At 67.5% G+C, this 20,569-nt stretch carries 19 protein-coding genes and 1 riboswitch; of the genes, 5 read left to right on the top strand and 14 right to left on the bottom strand.

The window, feature by feature from the left end; genetic code table 11:
• Nucleotides 1-3 precede the first annotated feature (3 nt).
• The 4 genes from ACYVDK_RS08515 to ACYVDK_RS08500 form a co-directional block, all read right to left on the bottom strand.
• The gene (locus ACYVDK_RS08515; protein WP_460520635.1) at nt 4-609 is read right to left on the bottom strand and encodes a TetR/AcrR family transcriptional regulator; all 606 of its coding nucleotides are present in this window, start codon (nt 607-609) and stop codon (nt 4-6) included.
• Nucleotides 590-2,191, bottom strand: coding sequence for an efflux MFS transporter permease (locus tag ACYVDK_RS08510; RefSeq protein WP_460520633.1), 1,602 nt, complete (start codon nt 2,189-2,191; stop codon nt 590-592). The genes ACYVDK_RS08515 and ACYVDK_RS08510 overlap by 20 nt, the downstream gene beginning before the upstream one ends.
• A 69-nt stretch (nt 2,192-2,260) precedes the next feature.
• Entirely contained in the window at nt 2,261-3,205 is a 945-nt protein-coding gene (locus ACYVDK_RS08505; RefSeq protein ID WP_460520631.1) for an aldose 1-epimerase family protein, read from the bottom strand.
• A gap of 143 nt (nt 3,206-3,348) precedes the next feature.
• Nucleotides 3,349-4,173, bottom strand: coding sequence for a DeoR/GlpR family DNA-binding transcription regulator (locus ACYVDK_RS08500; RefSeq protein ID WP_460520629.1), 825 nt, complete (start codon nt 4,171-4,173; stop codon nt 3,349-3,351).
• Nucleotides 4,174-4,230: 57 nt separating this feature from the next.
• Between ACYVDK_RS08500 and galT the strand changes: the two genes are divergently transcribed.
• The 4 genes from galT to ACYVDK_RS08480 all read left to right on the top strand — a co-directional run bounded on the left by galT (nt 4,231) and on the right by ACYVDK_RS08480 (nt 8,324).
• Nucleotides 4,231-5,352, top strand: coding sequence for a galactose-1-phosphate uridylyltransferase (gene galT, locus ACYVDK_RS08495; RefSeq protein WP_460520627.1), 1,122 nt, complete (start codon nt 4,231-4,233; stop codon nt 5,350-5,352).
• Nucleotides 5,349-6,542, top strand: coding sequence for a galactokinase (gene galK / locus ACYVDK_RS08490; protein WP_460520625.1), 1,194 nt, complete (start codon nt 5,349-5,351; stop codon nt 6,540-6,542). Before galT ends, galK begins: the two co-directional genes overlap by 4 nt.
• 137 nt (nt 6,543-6,679) lie before the next feature.
• Nucleotides 6,680-7,219: a gamma carbonic anhydrase family protein gene (locus ACYVDK_RS08485; protein WP_460520623.1), complete on the top strand. Its 540-nt coding sequence runs from the start codon at nt 6,680-6,682 to the stop codon at nt 7,217-7,219.
• A gap of 94 nt (nt 7,220-7,313) precedes the next feature.
• Complete coding sequence (locus ACYVDK_RS08480; RefSeq protein WP_460520621.1) at nt 7,314-8,324, top strand: NAD(P)-dependent alcohol dehydrogenase; 1,011 nt, start codon at nt 7,314-7,316, stop codon at nt 8,322-8,324.
• Between the two features lie 226 nt (nt 8,325-8,550).
• Here the strand turns inward: ACYVDK_RS08480 and ACYVDK_RS08475 are convergent, their stop codons facing one another.
• Complete coding sequence (locus ACYVDK_RS08475) at nt 8,551-9,036, bottom strand: YbaK/EbsC family protein (RefSeq protein WP_460520619.1); 486 nt, start codon at nt 9,034-9,036, stop codon at nt 8,551-8,553.
• A gap of 73 nt (nt 9,037-9,109) precedes the next feature.
• On the opposite strand from ACYVDK_RS08475, the gene ACYVDK_RS08470 reads away from it, so the two are divergent.
• A complete protein-coding gene (locus tag ACYVDK_RS08470) occupies nt 9,110-9,514 on the top strand; it encodes a VOC family protein (protein WP_460520617.1) in 405 nt (134 codons plus the stop codon).
• 63 nt (nt 9,515-9,577) lie between these two features.
• On the opposite strand, the gene ACYVDK_RS08465 is transcribed toward ACYVDK_RS08470, so the two are convergent.
• From ACYVDK_RS08465 to ACYVDK_RS08425, 9 genes are all read right to left on the bottom strand, one after another.
• Nucleotides 9,578-10,525: a bifunctional methylenetetrahydrofolate dehydrogenase/methenyltetrahydrofolate cyclohydrolase gene (locus tag ACYVDK_RS08465; protein WP_460520615.1), complete on the bottom strand. Its 948-nt coding sequence runs from the start codon at nt 10,523-10,525 to the stop codon at nt 9,578-9,580.
• Nucleotides 10,522-11,847: a serine hydroxymethyltransferase gene (glyA, locus tag ACYVDK_RS08460; RefSeq protein WP_460520613.1), complete on the bottom strand. Its 1,326-nt coding sequence runs from the start codon at nt 11,845-11,847 to the stop codon at nt 10,522-10,524. Before glyA ends, ACYVDK_RS08465 begins: the two co-directional genes overlap by 4 nt.
• Nucleotides 11,848-11,893: 46 nt before the next feature.
• Nucleotides 11,894-12,026: riboswitch (ZMP/ZTP riboswitch) on the bottom strand.
• Between the two features lie 46 nt (nt 12,027-12,072).
• Nucleotides 12,073-13,290 carry an MFS transporter gene (locus tag ACYVDK_RS08455; RefSeq protein WP_460520611.1) on the bottom strand — a complete coding sequence of 406 codons (1,218 nt, stop codon included), beginning with the start codon at nt 13,288-13,290 and terminating at the stop codon, nt 12,073-12,075.
• Between the two features lie 48 nt (nt 13,291-13,338).
• A complete protein-coding gene (locus ACYVDK_RS08450) occupies nt 13,339-14,514 on the bottom strand; it encodes a PLP-dependent aspartate aminotransferase family protein (protein ID WP_460520609.1) in 1,176 nt (391 codons plus the stop codon).
• A gap of 91 nt (nt 14,515-14,605) precedes the next feature.
• Nucleotides 14,606-15,649 carry an L-threonine 3-dehydrogenase gene (tdh, locus tag ACYVDK_RS08445; RefSeq protein ID WP_460520607.1) on the bottom strand — a complete coding sequence of 348 codons (1,044 nt, stop codon included), beginning with the start codon at nt 15,647-15,649 and terminating at the stop codon, nt 14,606-14,608.
• Between the two features lie 72 nt (nt 15,650-15,721).
• Entirely contained in the window at nt 15,722-17,404 is a 1,683-nt protein-coding gene (locus ACYVDK_RS08440; protein ID WP_460520605.1) for a DUF4091 domain-containing protein, read from the bottom strand.
• Nucleotides 17,404-18,294 carry a carbohydrate ABC transporter permease gene (locus ACYVDK_RS08435; protein ID WP_460520603.1) on the bottom strand — a complete coding sequence of 297 codons (891 nt, stop codon included), beginning with the start codon at nt 18,292-18,294 and terminating at the stop codon, nt 17,404-17,406. The genes ACYVDK_RS08440 and ACYVDK_RS08435 overlap by 1 nt, the downstream gene beginning before the upstream one ends.
• Nucleotides 18,287-19,240, bottom strand: a complete 954-nt coding sequence (locus ACYVDK_RS08430) for a carbohydrate ABC transporter permease (protein ID WP_460520601.1) — start codon at nt 19,238-19,240, stop codon at nt 18,287-18,289. Before ACYVDK_RS08430 ends, ACYVDK_RS08435 begins: the two co-directional genes overlap by 8 nt.
• 4 nt (nt 19,241-19,244) lie before the next feature.
• Nucleotides 19,245-20,558 carry an ABC transporter substrate-binding protein gene (locus ACYVDK_RS08425; protein ID WP_460520599.1) on the bottom strand — a complete coding sequence of 438 codons (1,314 nt, stop codon included), beginning with the start codon at nt 20,556-20,558 and terminating at the stop codon, nt 19,245-19,247.
• Between the last annotated feature and the right edge of the window lie 11 nt (nt 20,559-20,569).

Raw genomic sequence — 20,569 nt, 5'->3', positions numbered from 1 at the left:
GCCCTACAGCTCCAGCCCGTTCTCCAGGTAGCCGAAGGCCTCGTCGATGAGCTCGAACATGTCCGCGCCAGGCTCGTCCATCAGCCGCCCGAGAACGGCGAACATGCATCCGACGATCGCCCCGGCGATCGTGCGCACCTGGAAGTCGTCGGAGGGCCTGCCCGACCGATGCGCGATCGCCTCGGACAGCAAGAGCATTCCTTGTGAGAGCTGGTCGAGCATCGCGGCACGCAGCGCCGGAACCCCGAGAAGCAGGGGCAGCCGTTCACGCTGCTCCTGTTTCTGCGCGTCGGTCAATTCGTTCAGAGCCTCACGCATCGCCGCGCGCATGGCAGCGATCGGCGACGACTCCTCGGGCTGCGCGTCGTAGGCGGCGACGATCCTCGGATCGAACTCGTCGAAGAGCACCACCGACTCCTTGGTCGGGAAGTAGCGGAAGAACGTGCTCTCCGAGACCTCGGCCGCGTCGATGATCTGGTCGATGGTCGTCGCCTCGTAGCCCTGCTCAGTGAACAGGCGCAGCGCGTGCGACTGGATGGATGCCCGCGTGCGTGCCTTCTTGCGCTCGCGCAGTCCGGGTTTGTCCGGGTCATCCGTTCGGTTCGGCATGTGCGGTCCTTCGACTCGGGGGCTCCTCGGGTGACGTGACGGCGCCGGCCTGTGCCGTGCGCGGAAGAATCACCACAGCCATGATGGCCCCGATCACCGCGATGCCGGCGGAGACCAGCAGGGAGACGCTCATGCCATGCGTGAACGCCGTACGCACGGCATCGGCGAGTTGCGGCGAATGCAGCCTGGCCGCCACGGCCGCGCCCGCGTAGACGCTGGACTGTGCGGCGGATGCCGCGGCCGAGTCCGCGGCGAGCGCCGGTATCGAGGAGAGCGACTTCGCCAGTTGCGCGGAGTACACCGCTGCGACGACGCTGCCGAGGATGGCTGTGCCCAGAGGAGCGCTCGTCTTCTGCAGCGCCTGCACCAGGCCGGAGCCGATTCCGCTGCGTTCTGCGGTCAGCTGAGAAACCGCCGCCGCCATCGAGGCCGTGAGCCCGAGCCCGGCGCCCGCGCAGACGACGGCCATCCAGATCGCGATGTACCCCTCGCCCGTGGAGCGCACGGTGAAGGAGCCCAACACCGAACCGATGCCGATCACGACGAACGCGAGAGCGACCGTCGCCTTGTAGCCGATCCGCGCGCTGATCCGACTCGCGGGCAGCGCTCCGATCAGCATGCCGCCGACGAACGGCAGCAGCCGCAGCCCGGAGACGAACACGTCGACCCCCTGCACCGCCTGGAAGAACTGCGGCATCACGAACAGCAGCCCCACCATGCCCATGCCCGCCACTCCGGCGAGGATCGCGCCGCCCGCGAACGCCCGCGAACGGAACAGGCGCGTGTCGACGAGCGGAGAGCGGCCGCGCCGCGTCAGAGCGATCTCCCAGAACACGAAGCCGGTGAGCACGGCGAATCCGATGGCGAGGGAGGCCAGCGCCGCGGCATCCGTCCAGCCGTGCTGGCCGGCCTCGACGATGCCGAACGTAAAGACGACGAGCCCGGCGACGGAGGAGAGGATTCCCACGACGTCGAGGCTGGAACGATGCCCGGCAGGCGACTCGGCGGACGACTCTGCCCGCGACTCCGGGATGAGCAGCAGCACCGCCAGCAGTCCGATCACGACGACGGGGACGTTGAGCAGGAACACCCAGCCCCACCAGAGGTTGGCGAGCATCCAGCCGCCCACGATCGGGCCGAGCGGAAGCGACAGGAAGTTCGCGGCGGCGAAGACACCGACGGCCTTCGGTCGGGTGGCCTCGTCGAAGAACACCGTGACAGCGGAAAGCGCCATGACCGCGATGCCGGCACCGGCGACTCCCATGACCAGGCGGGCGACCAGGAACTCCTCCGGCGAGGTCGAGTACGCGCAGAGGACGGACCCTGCGCCGAAGACCAGGAGCGAGGCGAGGAGCACCTTCTTGCGGCCGAAACGATCCCCGAGAAGGCCGGCGGGAAGCACCGCCGCGGCGAGCATGAGCAGATAGCCCGCCGAGAACCATTCCAGCTGCGCCTCCGACGCGTGCAGCACACCGGCCAGGGTCGGCAGCGCTATCGAGAGCACGGTTCCGTCGATGCCGACCGCGAGCACACTGAGGCTCACGGCGATCAGCGCCCACCACCTACGCTGTTCCATCTTCATGACAGTTACCTCCAGATAGAGGGTAACCCTATTTCGGAGGTAACTGTCTTTATTTGGCTATGGATGCCTTCAGACGGTCAAATGCGGCGAGATCCCCCAGCGCGCCTTGAACGTCTCGCCGGAGCCGAGCCACCGCAGCCCTTCTCCGGAGTTCAGGGCGTTCACGGGGGCGGTCATCGGCTCGACCGCCACAGCGACACTGCCGCTCGGGAGCGCAGAGAACGATCGGTTCGTGAACGCCTGCACGAAGCCGAACGACTCGTCACCCCAGAGGGTGACGGACCGGCCGTCAGGAGCCGTGAGCGAGTGCTCTGCGCGGCCGGCCTCGTGGCGCACGCCGCCGAATCCGTCGTCAAGCTTCAGGTCGCCGACCCGGCGCCCGCCTCGCAGGTCGTATTCGGTGCCCTCGACCGGATGCTCCTCGACCACGTTCATGCGGTCGTCCACCTCGAAGTGAGTGGAGGCATCCAGCCGCAGAACGAGCTCCGCAGTGTCGACGCCGCCCACCTTGAGATACGGATGCGCACCGATCGCCACCGGCGCGTCTCCGGTTCCCGTGTTCACGATGGTGTGCTCCACAGTGAGCCCGTCGGCGCTCAGCGCATACCGCACCGTGGTGTCGAGCAGGAACGGATATCCGAGCTGGGGGTAGATCGTGGCGGAGAGCGTGACGGAGTCCTTCGTGCGCATCACCAGCAGGTACGGCGAGTAGCGCAGCAGTCCGTGGATCGCATTCCCGTTGCCCGGTTCTGTGACGGCCAGCTTCTGCTCCGTGACCGAGCCGGACTCGTCGCGCCACCACCACGTGGCATCCTTCACCCGGTTCGGCCAAGGAACGAGAACGATTCCGCAGCCTCCCGGCGGCGTCGAGTACTCGTCGAACGGCTCCGTGACATCGACACCGCCGACGGCATACGAGCGGATGCCGGCAGCCACCTGCGTGATCACCGCCTTCGCCTGCCCGTCGGGCGTCTCGCAGGTCAACTCGAACTGGTCCCCAGTGGGTGCGCGCATTCTCCCAGCGTAGGGCGCGCAGGCCGCCACCCCTGCGGTGGAGTGCGTCGAAACCGCCGTCCGGCGATGGGTTTCGACGAGCTCGACCAGCGGGTACTAGGCGCGTCAACCAGCGGGTACTAGGCGCGCCCAAGCGGCGGATACTAGGCGCGCACGACGCGCGCGTGCGCGGCGCGGAGCGTTCGCAGGGCACGGGCATCCGCTGAGGCGCCGAGGTAGACCGCTTCGAAGTCCGCCAACCCGCCGATGCGACCGAGGTGCACCTGACCGGCTTTCGAGCCGTCTGCGAGAACAACGGCTCGCGTGGATGCCTGCACCATCTGACGCTTCAGCTCCGCCTCGGGCAGGTTGATGTTGGTGACGCCGGCGCGGGCATCCACTCCGTTGCAACCGATGAACGCGAGGTCGGCGTGCACGTGCGCGAACATGAGCGATGCCAGTGGCGCCACGAGCGAGTGCTGCAGCGGCCTGAGCGTGCCACCGGTGACGATCACCTGCACCCGCGGAACGGCGTTCTCCAGCTCGAGAGCGATGGTCAGCCCGTTCGTGATCACGGTGACGTCGTAGAGGTCTTCACGTCGCACCAGTTCGCGGGCGAGCGCCATGCACGTGCTGCCCACGTCGACGATGACGCTCATGCCCGGTTCTACGAGTTCGACGGCACGGCGGCCGATCGCCAGCTTCTCGTCGGCCGAGCTCTCCAGCGCCTCTTCGAACGAGCGCTCATGCAGCGGCGCGGTCACTCGGGGCATCGCACCGCCGTGCACCCTTCGGATGCCCTGGGTACCCTCGAGCACCGCGAGATCCGCCCGCACCGTGACGTCGGAGACCCCGAACATCTCGCTGAGCTCGCTGACGCGAACGAAGCCGCGGTCGCCGATCAGGCCCAGCATCCGCTGACGCCTGATGGTCGCCGGCGCACCGGCGTCGGGTACGGCACCGGTGATCGGTGCGGGAACGACGGCCACAGCAGCAACTTACGTTTGCTTTTGATTGGTTGTCAATCCGTAAGGTAGGGTCGCTTCGTGGGCACCATCACGAAACGCGAGTACACGCTCGCCGACGGGCGCGAGCTCATCTACTTCGATGACGCCGACAGCACACTGCCGGCCGATCGCGCTCCCGATCTCCGTACGCTCGATCCGCGTCCGCAGACCGCGCGCATGCGCCAGGATCCACTGACCGGGGAATGGATCTCCATCGCCGCGGCCCGGCAGAACCGCGTGATGCTCCCGCCCGCCGAGCTCGACCCGCTCGCCCCGCAGTCACCCGGCAACCCGTCGGAGATCCCCAGCGACTACGACGTTGCCGTGTTCGAGAACCGATCGCCGTCGTTCGGCCCCTACCTGCGTGGTCCGGATGCGCCGCGCGGCCTCGACGACCTCGCCGAGGTCGGCATCGGACGCGTTCGCACCTCCGTCGGCCGGTGCGAGGTGGTCTGCTTCAGCTCGCAGCATTCGGGAGCGTTCGGCAGCATTCCCACGTCGAGGGCGCGCACCGTGATCGAGGCCTGGGCGGACCGCACCGCCGCGCTGTCGGCACTGGAAGGCATCCAGCAGGTCTTCCCCTTCGAGAACCGCGGCGAGGCGATCGGCGTGACGCTCGGGCATCCGCACGGCCAGATCTATGCCTACCCCTACATCACGCCGCGCACGCAGCGGTTGCTCGCCTCGGTCGAGGCGTACGGGCCGACACTGTTCGGCGACATCCTGGACTTCGAGCGAGCGGGCGAGCGGATGCTCCTGGCCGGCACTCACTGGAGCGCGTACGTACCTTTCGCGGCGAGGTGGCCGCTGGAAGTGCACCTCGTGCCGCACCGGCAGGTGCCCGACTTCGCCGCGACGACGGCCGCCGAGCGTGACGAACTCGCGACGCTCTACCTGCGCCTGCTGCGCGGGGTCGACCGGCTCTACGACACACCGACCCCGTACATCGCGGCCTGGCACCAGGCGCCGGTGAACGTGCACCGCGACGACGTGCGGCTGCACCTTCAGCTCACCTCGCCGCGGCGCGCGGCCGACAAGCTGAAGTTCCTGGCCGGGAGCGAAGCGGCCATGGGAGCATGGGTCGGCGATGTGCCGCCGGAGCGGCAAGCGGAATCGCTTCGCACGGCGATCGCGCTGGCAGACAAGGAGAATCCGGAATGACCGACCTCGTCTCTGCTGACCTCGTCACAGCGGCCCGCGCACGCTTCACCGAGCTGTTCGGGCACGCACCGCAGGGCGTCTGGTCGGCACCGGGCCGCGTGAACCTGATCGGCGAGCACACCGACTACAACGACGGCTTCGTGTTCCCGTTCGCCATCGACCGGCGCACGGTCGGCGCGCTCGCACTACGCGACGACCGAGCGATCCGGGTCGCGTCGTCGTTCTCGGACCGCGTTGAGGAGACGTCGCTGTCCGACCTCGGCCCTGGCGGCGAGCGCGGCTGGCAGAACTACCCGCTCGGCGTCGCCTGGGCACTGGGTCAGTCTGAAATGCTGGGCCGACCGGGCGCGGACCTGAACGCCGTGCCCGGCTTCGACCTCTATCTCGACTCCGCCGTTCCGGTGGGCGCCGGCCTGTCGTCGTCTGCGGCCATCGAGTCCGCGGTCGCCGTGGCGCTGAACGATGTGTGGCGGCTCGACCTCGACCGCAAGACGCTCGTCAAGGCGGGTCACCTCGCGGAGAACGAGGTCGTCGGCGCGCCCACGGGCATTCTCGATCAGTCCGCTTCGCTGCTCGGCCGTGCCGACAGCGGCATCTTCATCGACTGCCGCAGTTTCGAGACCGACGTCATCCCGCTCGGGTTCGACGAGGCGGGGCTCGAGGTTCTCGTGATGGACACGAAGGTGCAGCACGAGCACGCGGACGGCGGATACGCCGCGAGACGGGCATCCTGCGAGGCGGGCGCACGGGCGCTCGGGGTCGAATCGCTGCGCGAGGTGTCGATCGAAGACCTTCCGCGGGCCCACGAGGTGCTCGATGGTGAGACGTTCCGGCGGGTGCGACACGTCGTCACCGAGAACCAGCGGGTGCTCGACACGGTGCGCACACTGCGCGTCGACGGCCCGCGGGCGATCGGCGATCTGATGGACGCCTCGCACCGCTCCTTGCGCGACGACTTCGAGGTGTCCGTCCCGCAGCTCGACCTGGCCGTGGAGATCTCGCAGAACTACGGCGCGATCGGCGCCAGGATGACCGGCGGCGGCTTCGGCGGATCGGCTATCGCGCTGGTGCCGCACGAGTTGGTGTCGCAGGTGGAGGCATCCGTCGACGCTGCGTTCGCCGAGCACGGCTACGCCCAGCCCGACCTGTTCGCGGTGGTGCCGTCGGCCGGTGCGTCCAGAGACGAGTAGCCACTCCTAATCGCCTGCCGAAAGCAGGCAGGAAAGCGCATGCCACGCGAACGCAGGCAGACTCTGCCTGTTCTCGCGCGGTATGCCTGTAAACCGCCGTGGTGCGAGCCCCTGAGCAGCGGCATAGCCTTGACGGCATGACCGCTCATCCGGATGCCCGCCTCACCGCCCTGCCCGACCGTCCGGTGCCGCAGGTGGCGGAGTCCGCCTGGGCCGCCCCGGGTTCGCACCTGATCGGTGCCGTCACGCTGCGCGACCGGGCGAGCGTCTGGTACAACGCCGTGCTGCGCGCCGACAACGAGCCGATCGTCATCGGCGAGCGGTCGAACATCCAAGACAACTGCTCCTGCCACGTCGACGCGGGCTTTCCGCTCTCGCTGGGCTCCGGGGTGTCGGTCGGGCACAACGCGGTGCTGCACGGCTGCACCGTCGAAGACGACGTGCTCATCGGCATGCACGCCACCGTGATGAACGGGGCCGTGATCGGCGCGGGGTCGCTCGTCGCCGCCGGGGCGCTTGTCACGGCGGGCACCCTCGTTCCGCCGAGGTCGCTCGTGGTGGGTGCGCCGGCGCGAGTGCTGCGGGAGCTGAGCGACCAGGATGTCGCGGGCATCCGCCACAACGCCGAGGTGTACCTCGAGCACCTCGAGCTGCACCGCGGGGCGGCGCGGGTCTGACCCACCACCACCACCACCACCTCGACCTCGACCTCGACAACGCCCTCGCCCTCGCCTCGAACCCGAACTCGAACTCCGACTCGAAGGAGACCGCATGGCCAACATCGCAGCGGTGATGACCGCGCTTGAAACGATCCAGTTGCAGAATCGCCCGGAACCGGATCCCGCTCCGGGTGAAGCGGTCGTCGCGATCCGCGCCGTCGGCGTGTGCGGATCGGATGTCGCGTATTACCGGTACGGACGCATCGGCCCCTACATCGTGGATGGCGACCTCGTGCTCGGCCACGAGGCGTCGGGCGAGGTCATCGCGGTAGGCGAGGGTGTCACGAACGTGGTACCGGGCGATCGCGTGGCCATCGAGCCGAGCGTTCCGGACTGGACATGCGCTCAGTGCCGCGCCGGCCGGTATCATCTGTGCCCGAACCTGCGGTTCCTCGCGACGCCACCCGTCGACGGCGCGCTCGTGCAGCGGCTGGCGATCGACGCCCGCACCCTCTTCGTCATGCCTGGCACGATGACGTTCGAAGAGGGCGCGATCGTCGAACCGCTCTCGGTGGGTCTGTGGGGCTGCCAGCGAGCGGGGCTTCGCCCAGGCGATGACGTGCTCGTGACCGGCGCGGGTCCGGTCGGGCTTCTCGCCGCTGAGTCCGCGCGAGCGCTCGGTGCCCGCACTGTGACCATCACCGACGTCGCCGAACCGCGGCTCGAACTGGCGAGCAGGCACGGATTCGCGGTGGAACTCAGCGGTGCGGGCCGCTCGTCGCGCACGTTCGACGTGCTCCTCGAGTGCTCGGGTGCGCCTGGAGTGCTGGCCGACGGTCTGTCGCGGCTCGGTCCGGCCGGTCGTGCCGCCGTGATCGGCATCGCGAAGCAGAACGCGGAGTTGCCGTTGCATACGCTGAACTGGAACGAGATCACCATCGCCATGGTGAGCCGCTACCAGAACACCTGGCCGCTCGGCATCGCACTCATCTCGTCGGGTCGCGTCGACCTGACCGGCGTGCACACGCACAGCTTCACACTCGCCCAGACGGCCGATGCGCTCGCGATCGGGGCAAGGGACCCCTCTGCGGTGAAGGCGATCATCTACCCCCAGGACGTCTGAGCCCGGCGAGGCTCGCCCGGCTCAGTCCGCCGAGCCCCGCGAGCTGCTGGATGCGTGGCTCGGCAACGGGTCGATGGTCGCCGACCATGAGGGAGGTGTGCGGTCATCGACTTCGGTCGCGGGGAACAACGCCCGGTAGCCGCCGGAATCGGGGTCGCTACCTGCCGCTTATCGCCGAGATGGCGACATGTCGCGTCCACAATTCGCGACGATTGGCGCGTGAGCGCTACTCCCCCGCCTCGACCTCTGCCTCGGTGCCGCCGGTGAGTTCGACGAGCTGGTCGTAGGTGAGCGGGAAGACCGTGTGCGGATGCCCGGCCGCGGCCCAGATCTCGGGGTACGCCTTCAGCGCGGTGTCCACCCACGTGCGCAGTGGTGCCGGATGCCCGGTCGGGGCCACTCCCCCGATCACCTGTCCCGTCGCCTCCCGGACCGTCTCGGCGGATGCCCGCTTCAGCGCACCGCCGAGCCGCCCGCCCAGGTAGGCGGTGTCGACCCGGTGTCCGCCAGAGGTCATCACGAGCACGGGTTCGCCGTCGAGCGTGAACACGAGCGAGTTCGCGATCGCGCCGACCTCGACGCCGAGGGACGCGGCCGCCGCGGCGGCGGTCGGTGTCGCCTCGTCGAGCCACCGCACCTCCCCCTTGATGTCGTGAGCCCGCAGCTCGCGCTCGACGGCCTGCACGGCGGAGTGGGACGTGTCGATGCTCATCGCTCCAGCGTAGCGAGCACCCAGCACGGGGCCGCGCCCGAAGAGTGTCGGCGGCATGCGGCACGATCGCAGCATGCAGATACAACTCGCCATGGTCGTGCTCGAGGTTCGCGACCTGGATGCCTCGATCGCGTTCTACCGCCGCCTCGGTCTCGAGATCCCCGATCCGGTCGGCGATCGGCCCATCGTCATCCACCGCATGCCGAGCGGCGTGAGCCTGCTGCTCACGACGAGTTTCGCTTCTGTCTACGATCCGAACTTCCAGCGCCCGTCGGGCGGCTACCAGCAGCTCCTGGAGTTCTACGTCGGCGCCGACGCGCTCGTCGACAGCGTCTGGGCCGAGCTCACCGAAGCGGGGTATCACGGCCGTTTGTCGCCGACCAAGACCGTGGGCCCCTACGCCGCCATGGTCGACGACCCCGACGGCAATGTCATCCTCCTGACGTCGGACGAGGCCGCGTCTCCGGACAACGAGTAGACGATTACCGACCGCCGAGACGGCGGTCGGCGCTGGGCCCCCATCGCCGGTTCCGACGTGCCGTTACTGCGGCGTGACGGCCGTGCGATAGGGAGCGTCGCGGCGGAGGCCAGAAATGGCCTCCGCTCCAAGCTCCAGCGCGCGCTCCGCTGCCTCCACCACGTTCGTCATCAGCAGCGCGACGGTCATCGGCCCGACTCCGCCTGGGTTCGGCGAGAGCCAGCCCGCCACTTCGTCGACCCCTGGTGCGATGTCGCCGAACACCTTCGGCTTTCCGGTTTCGGGGTTGTCCTCGCGCGTCACTCCGACATCGAGCACAGCGGCGCCGGGCTTCACGTCTTCGGGACGAACGAGGTGCTTCACTCCTGCCGCGGCAACGATGACGTCCGCCTGCCGCAGATAGAACGGCAGGTCGCGCGTTCCCGTGTGTGTGAGAGTGACCGTCGCGTTGATCGCCCTCCGCGTGAGCAGCAGGCCGATCGAGCGTCCGATCGTCACGCCTCGCCCCACGACGACGACGTGCTTGCCCGCCAAGTCGTAGCCGCTCCGCAGCAACAGCTCGATCACGGCGCGAGGAGTGCACGGCAGCGGCGTCTGAATCGGCGCGTTCACGTTGAGTACGAGCCGGCCCAGGTTCGTCGGATGCAGGCCGTCGGCATCCTTCGCCGGATCGATACGTTCGAGAACCGCGTCGGTGTCGATGTGCTTCGGCAGCGGCAGCTGCACGATGTAGCCGTGGCACGCGGGGTCGGCATTCAGCCGATCGACGGCGGCCTCGACGTCCTCCTGCGTGGCGTCCGCGGGCAGCTCGACCTGGATCGAGTTCATCCCGATCGCCTCGGACTGCCGGTGCTTCATGCCCACGTACAGCTGCGACGCAGGATCGGCGCCGACGAGCACGGTCGCGATGCCAGGAACGATCCCGCGCTCCCGAAGCGCGACGACGCGCTCGGCGAGTTCCTGCTTGATGGCGGCCGCAGTGGCCTTGCCATCGAGCCGAATCGCCGTCATCGGTCGATCGACGACGCGAGTTCGACCTGCTCGACCGGGAAGCCGGACGGGCCGAGTCCCGGGTAGAGCGGGAAAGCATCCGTCAGCTTCCGCACGCGAGCACGCAGCGCCGGGATGTCGGCGTCCTGCTTCAGCGCCAGAGCGATCACGTCAGCGACCTCGGTGAACTCCTCGTCGGCGAATCCGCGGGTGGCCAGAGCCGGCGTTCCGATCCGCAGACCGGAGGTCACCATCGGCGGCCGAGGGTCGAACGGCACCGCGTTCTTGTTCACCGTGATGCCGACCTCGTGCAGGCGGTCCTCCGCCTCCTTGCCGGTGAACTCCGACGTGCGCAGGTCGACAAGCACCAGGTGCACGTCGGTGCCGCCGGTCAGTACGTCGACGCCGGCATCCTTCGCATCGGCCGCCGTCAGGCGCTCCGCGAGAATCTGGGCCCCGCGCACCGTACGCTCCTGACGGTTTCGGAACTCGTCGGTGGCCGCGAGCTTGAATGCGGTGGCTTTGGCCGCGATGACGTGCATGAGCGGGCCGCCCTGCTGGCCGGGGAACACGTTCGAGTTGAGCTTCTTGGCGATGTCGGCGTCGTTGCTCAGGATGAACCCGGAGCGCGGGCCGCCGATCGTCTTGTGCACGGTCGAGCTGGTCACGTGGGCGTGCGGCACGGGAGACGGATGGATGCCCGCGGCGACGAGCCCCGCGAAGTGCGCCATGTCGACCCAGAGCGTCGCACCCACTTCGTCGGCGATCGCACGGAACGCGGCGAAGTCGAGGTGGCGCGGGTAGGCCGACCAGCCGGCGATGATCACCTTCGGCTTGTGCTCGAGCGCCTTCTCGCGCACGACGTCCATGTCGACGCGGAACGTCTGGGGGTCGACGCCGTAGGAGGCGACGTTGTAGAGCTTGCCGGAGAAGTTCAGCCGCATGCCATGCGTGAGGTGACCGCCGTGCGCGAGTTCGAGGCCGAGGATCGTGTCGCCCGGCTGTGCGATGGCGCTCAGCACTGCGGCATTGGCCGATGCCCCCGAGTGCGGCTGCACGTTCGCGAACTCCGAGCCGAACAACGACTTGGCACGTTCGATGGCGAGGTTCTCTGCGATGTCGACGAACTCGCATCCCCCGTAGTAGCGACGGCCGGGGTAGCCCTCCGCGTACTTGTTCGTGAGCACGGAGCCCTGCGACTCGAGCACGGCGCGCGGAACGAAGTTCTCGCTCGCGATCATCTCGAGGTAGTCGCGCTGGCGGCCGAGTTCGAGATTCAGAACCTCGGCGATCTCGGGATCGACCTCGGCCAGTGGCGCGTTGAAGGTGGACGAAACGGTCATGCGCGGCTCCTTGCCTTTCGTGAGGCGGATGTCTTCACGTCTGTCTCGCGTCGGCCCAGGCGCACGGCCGAATCCGCCCTCGAATCTCGCAAGGTGGTCAGTCGCTCCCCGATGGTGAACCATCCGCGACGCATGCCGGATGCCCGACCCACGTCGATACGCCAGTTGCGACGTGCACGATCCTACCAGCGCCGAACACGCGCCGAGCGTCGGTTGGGCGGGCCCTCAGCGGGCGACGACCGACCGCGTTCGCGCGACGAGGAGGTGCAGTATGACCGTTCCGGCGAGGATGACGGCGGCGACGCCGGGAAGGGCGGCCGCGGTCACGCCTGCCGCCAGCACGACACCCCCGAGACCGCTCCCCAGTGCCGACCCGAGCGAGATGGCGCTGCCGTTGAGCGCCATCACGACCGCGACGGAGTCCGGCGCCATGCTGCCCAGACGTGCCTGCTGCGGCACGGCCGCACCGCCGTTGCCGATCCCGGCGATCAGGAACCACACCACACCGCCGGCGGCCGCCATCACACCGACGGCCGTGTTCAGCATCGCGAAACCGAAGACGGCATCGATCAGCAGCAGAAGGAGCAGCACACTCAACGTGCGCACCGGCGTGCTCGTATCTGCCAGCCTTCCTGAGAACGCGTTGCCGAGCGTGCTCGCGATCCCGTACCCGAACAGCAGGGCGATCATCGCCTGCGGTGCGTGGAACAAGGGCTCGAAGATCACGGTCGCGTACGTGAAACAGCAGTAGCTGCTGCAGAGGATTCCCACCGTGACGAGCAGTCCCGCCAGGAGCCGTGGGGTGCGAAGTGGCCGCAGCCGCTCCGCGAACGAGATCTCGGGGAGGTGCATTCGTGGCAGGCGCATGAGTATTCCGACGAGCGCGACGGCCCCTACCACGGCGACCATGACGAGCGGGAACCGCCAGTCGGCCTCGCCGATCACGAGACCGACCGGAACACCGAGCGCCGTGGCGACCATCCAGCCGCCGAGGATGAATGAGAGCGCCTTGCCCCTGTGCCGCTCGGGTGTGATCGCGATGACGTAAGCACTCGCCGCCGCGTTGAGCAGGCTTCCGCCGAGCGCTGAGACGATCCGGCCTCCGAGCGCGATCCCGTACCCCGGCGCCACGGCGACGATGAGGTTGCCGACCACGAAGACCGCGAGCGCTGCCACGATCACCGTGCGTCGCTCCCAGCGACCGGTGACCGTCACCAGAACCGGACCGGCGAGCGCTGCGGTCAGCGCGAAGACCGTCATCAACTGCCCGGCGGCAGCGGTGGTCACGTGCAGATCGGCGGAGATGTTCGGCAGAAGGCCGGTGAGCACGTATCCATCGATGCCCATCGAGAACGTGGCGACGGCGAGCCAGACGAGCACTCGATACGAGACGCGCCCGTCCGCATCGCGGGTCGCGCGATCGGCATCCGCCCCGCTGCTCACGGCGAACCGGGCTCTCGGCGGGCAGGCTTCCGTGTCGCGCAGGCCATCTCAGGCCGATTCGCGGGCTGCGATGAACGCGTCGACGCAGAGCCGCACCTGCTCGGGCGTGTGCGCTGCCGAGAGCTGCACCCGAATGCGCGCCTTTCCCACGGGGACCACCGGGTAGCTGAACGCGGTGACGTACACGCCATGGCGCTGCATCTCGGCCGCGATCCGGGCCGTGAGGGCTGCATCGCCGAACATGACGGGCACGATCGGATGCTCGCCGGGCAGCAACTCGAAACCCGCCGCGGTCATCAGGCTGCGGAACAGCCGCGCGTTCTCGGCCAGCTGCACCCGGGCGTCGTCGGAGCGCTCGATCAGATCCAGGGCGGCGAGCGTTCCTGCCACGATCGACGGGGCGAGCGTGTTGGAGAAGAGGTACGGCCGCGAGCGCTGGCGCAGCAGATCGACGATCTCGCGTCGTGCGGAGACGTAGCCGCCGGATGCCCCGCCCAGCGCCTTGCCGAACGTTCCGGTGCGCACATCGATGCGGTTCTCGACGCCGCAGAGCTCCGGCGTGCCGCGGCCATGCTCGCCGACGAATCCGACGGCGTGCGAGTCGTCCACGATGACGAGCGCGTCGTACTTCTCGGCAAGGTCGCAAATGCCCACCAGTGGTGCGATGTAGCCGTCCATCGAGAACACGCCGTCGGTGACGATGGCGCGGAAGCGTGCGTCCTGCGACGCCTTCAGCTGCTCCTCGAGATCGTTCAGGTCGCGGTTGCGGTACCGCAGGCGCCTTGCCTTGCACAGCCGGATGCCGTCGATGATCGACGCGTGGTTCAGCTCGTCGGAGATGATCGCGTCTTCTGCGCCCAGCAGCACCTCGAAGAGGCCGCCGTTCGCGTCGAAGCACGACGAGTACAGAATCGTCGCCTCGGTGCCGAGGAACTCCGACACCCGCCGCTCGAGCTCGAGGTGCTGCTCCTGGGTGCCGCAGATGAAGCGAACGCTGGCCAGTCCGTATCCCCACTCCTGCAGGGCGCGGGTCGCGGCATCCACCAGCTGTGGGCTGTCGGCGAGGCCGAGATAGTTGTTGGCGCAGAAATTCAGCACCTGAAGCCCATCGGCCTCGATCTCGGCCTGCTGCGGACCGCGGATGCCGCGCTCCCGCTTCGTCAGGCCCGCGGCCTCGATATCGGCGAGTTCGCCTGCCAGGTGCTCCCTGATCGCCCCGTACATGTGCTCAGCCTTCCTACGTTCTCGCTTTCACGTCGCGAAGTGTGCCGTCATGAGCGGCCGCAATGGCCGAATTCGCGACGTGAACGCCCTTCTACAGCTGTGTCCAGTCCAGGATGACCTTGCCACCGTGAGCGGATGCCGCGGCCTCGAATCCGCGCTCCCACTCGGTGGCGGGCATCCGCTCCGAGATGATCGAGCCGATCGCCTCACGCAACACGGCACTGGTCTGCAGCATGGCACCCATCGCGTTCCAGGTCTCGAACATCTCACGCCCGTAGATGCCCTTGAGCGTGAGCATGTGGGTGACGACGATGCCCCAGTCGATGGCGATCGCCCCGGTCGGCAGGCCGAGCATGGCGATGCGCCCGCCGTGATTCATGTTCTCGATCATCTGAGGAAGAGCGCTGGGCGCACCGCTCATCTCGAAGCCGATGTCGAAGCCTTCGCGCATCCGCAGCGCCTCCTGGGCACTGCGAATCGTGTTCTTCGACACGTCGACGCCCAGATCGGCACCCATGCGAGTTGCCATCGCCAGCCGGTCGGGGCTGATGTCGGTGGCCACGATGAACCGGGCGCCCACGTGCCTGGCGATCGCGACCGCCATCAGACCGATCGGCCCGCAGCCGGTGACGAGCACGTCCTCTCCGACGAGCGGGAACGCCAACGCCGTGTGCACGGCGTTGCCGAGCGGATCGAAGATCGCACCGACCTCCGGGTCGATCGACTCGTGATGCACCCACACATTCGTGCCGGGCAACGTGAGGTACTCGGCGAACGCGCCATCGCGCTGCACGCCGAGACCCTTCGTGCGGATGCACATCTGCCGTCGTCCCGCTCGGCAGTTGCGGCACATGCCGCACACGATGTGCCCCTCGCCCGAGACCAGGTCGCCGACCTGCACCTCGTGCACGAGAGGGCCGACTTCGACGACCTCGCCGAAGAACTCGTGGCCCGGAATGAGCGGGGACGCCACCGCGGAGGCCGCCCAGTCGTCCCAGCGCCGGATATGCAGGTCGGTGCCGCAGATGCCCGTGCGCAGCACGCGGATCTTGACCTCGTCTTCCGCGGGCACCGGCTCTGGTCGATCGACCAGCTCGAGCCCCGGTGCGGCCTTGGCCTTGTAGAGCGCCTTCACCCCGTCGTCCTCCTTCGCACAGACATCCTTACGTGTTTATCGCATCCGAGTCCCGTCTGGCGTGCCGTGGCGTCAGCCACGCACGAGCCGTGCGTTGATCGCTTCTCGCACGCTCAGATAGTGCACCGGATCCGTCGAGAAGCGATCGAAACGCAACGTGTCGTCCTGGTCGATCAGCTCCGTGACTGCCTCGACGCCGTCGCGGTCGCGCAGCGCCTGCATCGCGCGGTGATCGGCCATGGCCTGTGCGAACACCCGGTACCGGATCGATGGAAGAGGTTGCCCGTTCTCGCCCGGGTACACCACGAACGGGTCGCCGCCGGGAAATGCGCCGCCCGCGCTCGTGTCGCGGAACGGATCGATCAGTCGCAACGAGTGCCACGAGTAGTAGAAGTTGAACCCCCAGTGCAGAAAGCCCTGGATGCCGAACCGGAACAGCTGATGCCCGATCACGCGACTCCTGGCCGACGGCAGTGCGAAGAACCTGTTCGCCACGTCGCGCTCCTGCGAGACGCAGTAGTACGCCCACAGCTCGTCCGGGCGGTTCAGGAGGAAGGGCCCGATGGCGTCCGTCGCGACGACCGGAACAGGGACGGCGCCGCTCTCGTAGTACGCGAAGTCGCTCAGGGCATCCACGAGTCTGCGTCCGTCGAGCAGGTCGGCCACCACGTTCTTCGCAGCGAGGTAGCTCGACAGCTGTTCTTCGCCGTGCGGCTCGTCGGAGACGTGGAAGACGACCTTTTCGGGTTCGGCGTGCTCGTCGAGCACGGTCAGCAACTGCGGAAGCAGCTGCTGAAGGAAGGCGCGATAGCGCGGGTCGGTGGCACGCACGTCCCACCCGAAAAGCCGAACGGTTTCATCACCACGGCGCGCGTAGATCGCCGGGGTGAACTCCGCGCCCCACTGAGTGAAGAGATGAGCGACCTCCACGCCACGGATCCCGGCCGACCGGCAGAGCTCGAGCCAGCGCACGACCTTCTGAAAACCGAACCGGTATTCGCCGTCTCCCACGTCATCCACATCGACGAGCTGAACCGGAGTGCGGTAGTGCCCCGTGCCGGTGTCGAGCGGCGGCGTCCACACCGGTGCCAACAGCGAGTTGACCCCCATGCCCGCCGCCGACGCGACGAAGCGCTCGAGCAGCCTCCAGTGCTCCTGACTGAAGACCGGAACGCCGTAGTGGTCGGCGACCGCGTCGGCATGCAGCCAATGACTGTTCACGATGTCGAGCTCGGGCAACCGCAGCGGCAGGACTGTGATGCTCACCTCGCTCCGGTAGAGCTCGCTGCCCGAGTCGTCGCGCACGACGACGCTGACGGACTGGATGCCCGCCCTCGCCATCTCATCAGCGACCAGGTCGAACCACACGGCACGCCAGCTGCCGAACATCGGCCACAGCTCCCCGTTCTCCAGCGGCCTCAGCAGGTCGGGGAAGAGCCCGGGCGCGTCGCGGTCGTACCCATCGTCATGCCCGGGGAACGCCGGCATATCGCACGGCACGAGTTCGACGCGGTGCACGCTCACCAGATCGGACGACGGCCCTTCGATGCTCAGGTGCAGCGGCGTCGGATCGCGGAACGCACCGCTCGCCGGCGGACGATACGCGAGCTGGAACGATGCGGTCTCGCCCAGCGTCACACTCAGGGGTATTTCCTGCGCCCACTGCCGCGGCTCGGCATCCGGGTACACCTTCTCGAGCGCGTCGCAGAGTACGAAGCTCCACCCGTGCGTGTGCCCGCTCTCGATCGTCGCCATCACTTGAGCCCGCTACGGCCGATGCCGGCGACGACGCGCTTCTGCAGCAGGATGAACAGGGCGAGAATGGGCAGCATCGCCATCAGACTGGCCGCCATGAGCACCGGGTAGTTGTTCGCGTGCACCCCCTGCAGATTCGCCAACCCGACGCTGAGCGGCGCGGTCTGGGCGCTGGAGGTGACGATCAGCGGCCACATCAGGTCGTTCCACGACCAGAGCACCGTGATGATGCCGAGCGCCCATAGTCCGTTCGAGGCCAGCGGCAGCATGATGTTCCAGAAGATTCGGAACGAGCTCGCTCCGTCGATGCGCGCGGCATCTTCCAGCTCCTGCGGCAGCCCCAGGAAGAACTGGCGCATCAGGAACGTGCCGAACGCGCTGAACACGCCGGGCGCGGCGATGCCGATCACTGTGTTGAGCCAGCCGAGGCCCTGAATGATCTGATACTGCGGAATCAGATAGATCTGCGCCGGCACCATGATGATCGACAGGATGACGCCAAGGATGACGCCCTTCGCCGAGAACCGCATTCGAGCGAACGCATACCCGGCGATCGAGCACAGGAGCAGCTGCCCGATCAGGCGCACTGCGGTGATCGCGACGGAGATCCAGAGCTCCTGCCCGAAGGGCATCTGCGCGAAGACGTCCGCGTAGTTGTGCCACTGGAGCACGCCGGGCCAGAACGTGGGCGGCGCGCTCTCGACCTGTTGGCTGGTCGACAGCGACATGATCACCTGGTAGATCAACGGCGAGATCATGACGATCCCGCCGATCAGCAGCACGGTGTGAGCACCCCAGTTCGACTGCGTGCGTCCTCGACGCCTGGTCAGCTCACGCTGACGCGCCCTGTCGCCTGTGACGACGGCGACCGTCGAGAGGTTCTCAGACATAGTTGACCCACTTCCGCTGCAGTCGGAACTGCACGGCCGTCAGCACGGCGATGATCGCGAGGATCAGGATGCCGATGGCGCAGGCGTACCCCTGGTTGTTCTGGATGAACGCCTCGTTGTAGAAGATGTAGACGATGCTCTGCGTCTGCGGCATGGCGAGGTTCGACTTGCCGAGCATGACGTACAGCAGGTCGAAAAGCTGGAAGCCGTTCACCACGGTCATGATCGTCACGAAGAAGATGCTCGGCGTCAGCAGCGGCACGGTGATGCTGCGGAACTGCCGGAACCGCGACGCCCCGTCCACCTGCGCCGCCTCGTACAGCTCTTGGGGTATCTCCCGCAGGCCGGCGCTGATGATGATGAGGTTGAAGCCGAGCGACATCCAGAGCCCGACGATGGCCACGGCCACGAGCGCGAAGCCCGGTGTGGCCAACCAGTAAGGTCCCTTGATGCCCACCAGCGAGAGCAGCCAATTGACCGGACCGAAGTCTCCGTTGAAGATCAGCCGCCACACGATGCCGACCGCGGCGGGCATCGTCACGTACGGAATGAAGTAGAGCGTGCGGTAGAGCGTGCGGAAGCGCATGCCCGGCCGCTCGATCAACGAGGCGAGTCCGACCGCGATCGGGATGCCGAGAAGCACGATCACCGTGTAGATCGCCGTGTTCAGTATCGAGCGGAGAATCTGCGGATCCGTGAACAGTTCCACATAGTTGGCGAGCCCGGTGAACGTCGAGCCGCCGAAGACGCCGACGGTGGTGAAGCTCAGATAGAACGTCTTGAGGATCGGCCAGAGGTAGAACACGGCGACACCGAAGAGCGTCGGCACGATGAAGACCCAAGGCCAGGGCCCGTCTGGCAGCAACCGGCGAAGCCGGGCCGACCTTCTCGCCGGCCCAGGCTTCGCCGCCCCGGCACTGGTGGCCGTAGCGGTCGAGGTGCTCATCGCGTCATTCCTTCGCGAGGGCCGCGTTCATCTTGTCGGCCAGCTGCTTCGCCGCCGTCGCCATCGGCGTCTGTCCCGCGAATGCGCCGGGCAGGATGTCGGTCTCGAACTGGTTCCACGCCGAGGTGTTCTTCGAGATCGGGTACGGCGACGCGACCTTCGCCTCGTCGAGGAAGAGCTGCAGGTTCAGCCCGGGGATCGACTTCGCCCAGACGGTCTGGCTCCCGTTGAACGCAGGAATGACGACGCCCGCGTCGGCCTGCACCAGGGCGGCGTCCTTGGTGCCCAGGTAGGCGACGAATGCCCGCGCGGCATCCGGTTCCTTCGTCGTCGCCGAGATCACGTTCCCGAGACCGTGGATGACGCACTGATTGCTCTTCGACCCCTTGGAGAGTTCGACGACGCCGAGGTTGTCTCCGAAGGCCTGGTGGTATGGCGTGGTCTCCCAGTCGCCGTCCATGACCATGGCGAGTTTGCCCGAGGTGAACCAGTCGTTGGCGAGCGTGGTGGTCAGCTGCGGCATCGACGGCGAGATGCCTGCTGCGATCAAGTCGGCCCAGAACTGCAGGCCCTTGACCGAACCGGGCAGATCGTAGCCGGACTTCTTGTGGTCGGGCGAGATGATGTAGCCGCCGGCCTGCAGCATGGTGTTGTACCAGGAGGTCTGACCGCCGGTCAGGTCGCCGGCGAAGCCGAAGACGCTCTTGTTGTAATGGTCGGAGACCTTCTTGCCGTTCGTCTTGAGGTCGTCCCACGTCCACGATGACGTCGGCTCCGGCACACCGGCCTTGGCGAGCAGGTCCTTGTTGTAGTACAGCCCGATGGTGTCGAAGTCCTTCGGAACGCCCCAGAATTTGCCGCCCGCCGTGTACAGGTCGACGAGAGCCGCTGGATAGTTGCTCTTCTTCACCGCGCCGGCGGCGACCAGGTCGTCGAGCGGCAGCAACTGGTTGTTCAGCGCGAACAGCTGGATGTTCGGGCCGTTCATCCAGAGCACATCGGGCAGGTTCTTGCCCTGCGCCAGCGTCTTCATCTTGGTCCAGTAGGCACCGCCTGCCCCCGGCGTGAGCTGGATGTTGACCGTGATGTTCGGATAGATCTTGTTGAAGGCGGCAACTATCTTCTCCATCGCCGGCTGCTGGTTGACGTCCCAGATGGCGTAACTGATGGTCGCCTTGAGATCTTTCGACGGCGCCTTGTAGGCACCGGACTGGGATCCTGTTCCCGACGACTGCGAGCTGCAGCCCGCAAGCGTGGCGCCCAACCCGAGGCTTACGCCCCCGAGTGCGGCCAAGGAGAGGAAGGAACGACGGTCCATGATCGTTTCTC

It is taken from the genome of Humibacter antri, from assembly GCF_054777235.1.
This window is presented reverse-complemented; position numbering and strand designations above follow the sequence as displayed.

Bases quoted from the DNA above. Each gene is read 5' to 3' on its own strand.
- ACYVDK_RS08515 (WP_460520635.1), bottom strand. From the start codon at position 609: ATGCCGAACCGAACGGATGACCCGGACAAACCCGGACTGCGCGAGCGC.
- ACYVDK_RS08510 (WP_460520633.1), bottom strand. From the start codon at position 2,191: ATGAAGATGGAACAGCGTAGGTGGTGGGCGCTGATCGCCGTGAGCCTC.
- ACYVDK_RS08505 (WP_460520631.1), bottom strand. From the start codon at position 3,205: ATGCGCGCACCCACTGGGGACCAGTTCGAGTTGACCTGCGAGACGCCC.
- galK (WP_460520625.1), top strand. From the start codon at position 5,349: ATGACCGACCTCGTCTCTGCTGACCTCGTCACAGCGGCCCGCGCACGC.
- ACYVDK_RS08485 (WP_460520623.1), top strand. From the start codon at position 6,680: ATGACCGCTCATCCGGATGCCCGCCTCACCGCCCTGCCCGACCGTCCG.
- ACYVDK_RS08480 (WP_460520621.1), top strand. From the start codon at position 7,314: ATGGCCAACATCGCAGCGGTGATGACCGCGCTTGAAACGATCCAGTTG.
- ACYVDK_RS08475 (WP_460520619.1), bottom strand. From the start codon at position 9,036: ATGAGCATCGACACGTCCCACTCCGCCGTGCAGGCCGTCGAGCGCGAG.
- ACYVDK_RS08470 (WP_460520617.1), top strand. From the start codon at position 9,110: ATGCAGATACAACTCGCCATGGTCGTGCTCGAGGTTCGCGACCTGGAT.
- ACYVDK_RS08465 (WP_460520615.1), bottom strand. From the start codon at position 10,525: ATGACGGCGATTCGGCTCGATGGCAAGGCCACTGCGGCCGCCATCAAG.
- glyA (WP_460520613.1), bottom strand. From the start codon at position 11,847: ATGACCGTTTCGTCCACCTTCAACGCGCCACTGGCCGAGGTCGATCCC.
- ACYVDK_RS08450 (WP_460520609.1), bottom strand. From the start codon at position 14,514: ATGTACGGGGCGATCAGGGAGCACCTGGCAGGCGAACTCGCCGATATC.
- ACYVDK_RS08440 (WP_460520605.1), bottom strand. From the start codon at position 17,404: ATGGCGACGATCGAGAGCGGGCACACGCACGGGTGGAGCTTCGTACTC.
- ACYVDK_RS08435 (WP_460520603.1), bottom strand. From the start codon at position 18,294: ATGTCTGAGAACCTCTCGACGGTCGCCGTCGTCACAGGCGACAGGGCG.
- ACYVDK_RS08430 (WP_460520601.1), bottom strand. From the start codon at position 19,240: ATGAGCACCTCGACCGCTACGGCCACCAGTGCCGGGGCGGCGAAGCCT.
- ACYVDK_RS08425 (WP_460520599.1), bottom strand. From the start codon at position 20,558: ATGGACCGTCGTTCCTTCCTCTCCTTGGCCGCACTCGGGGGCGTAAGC.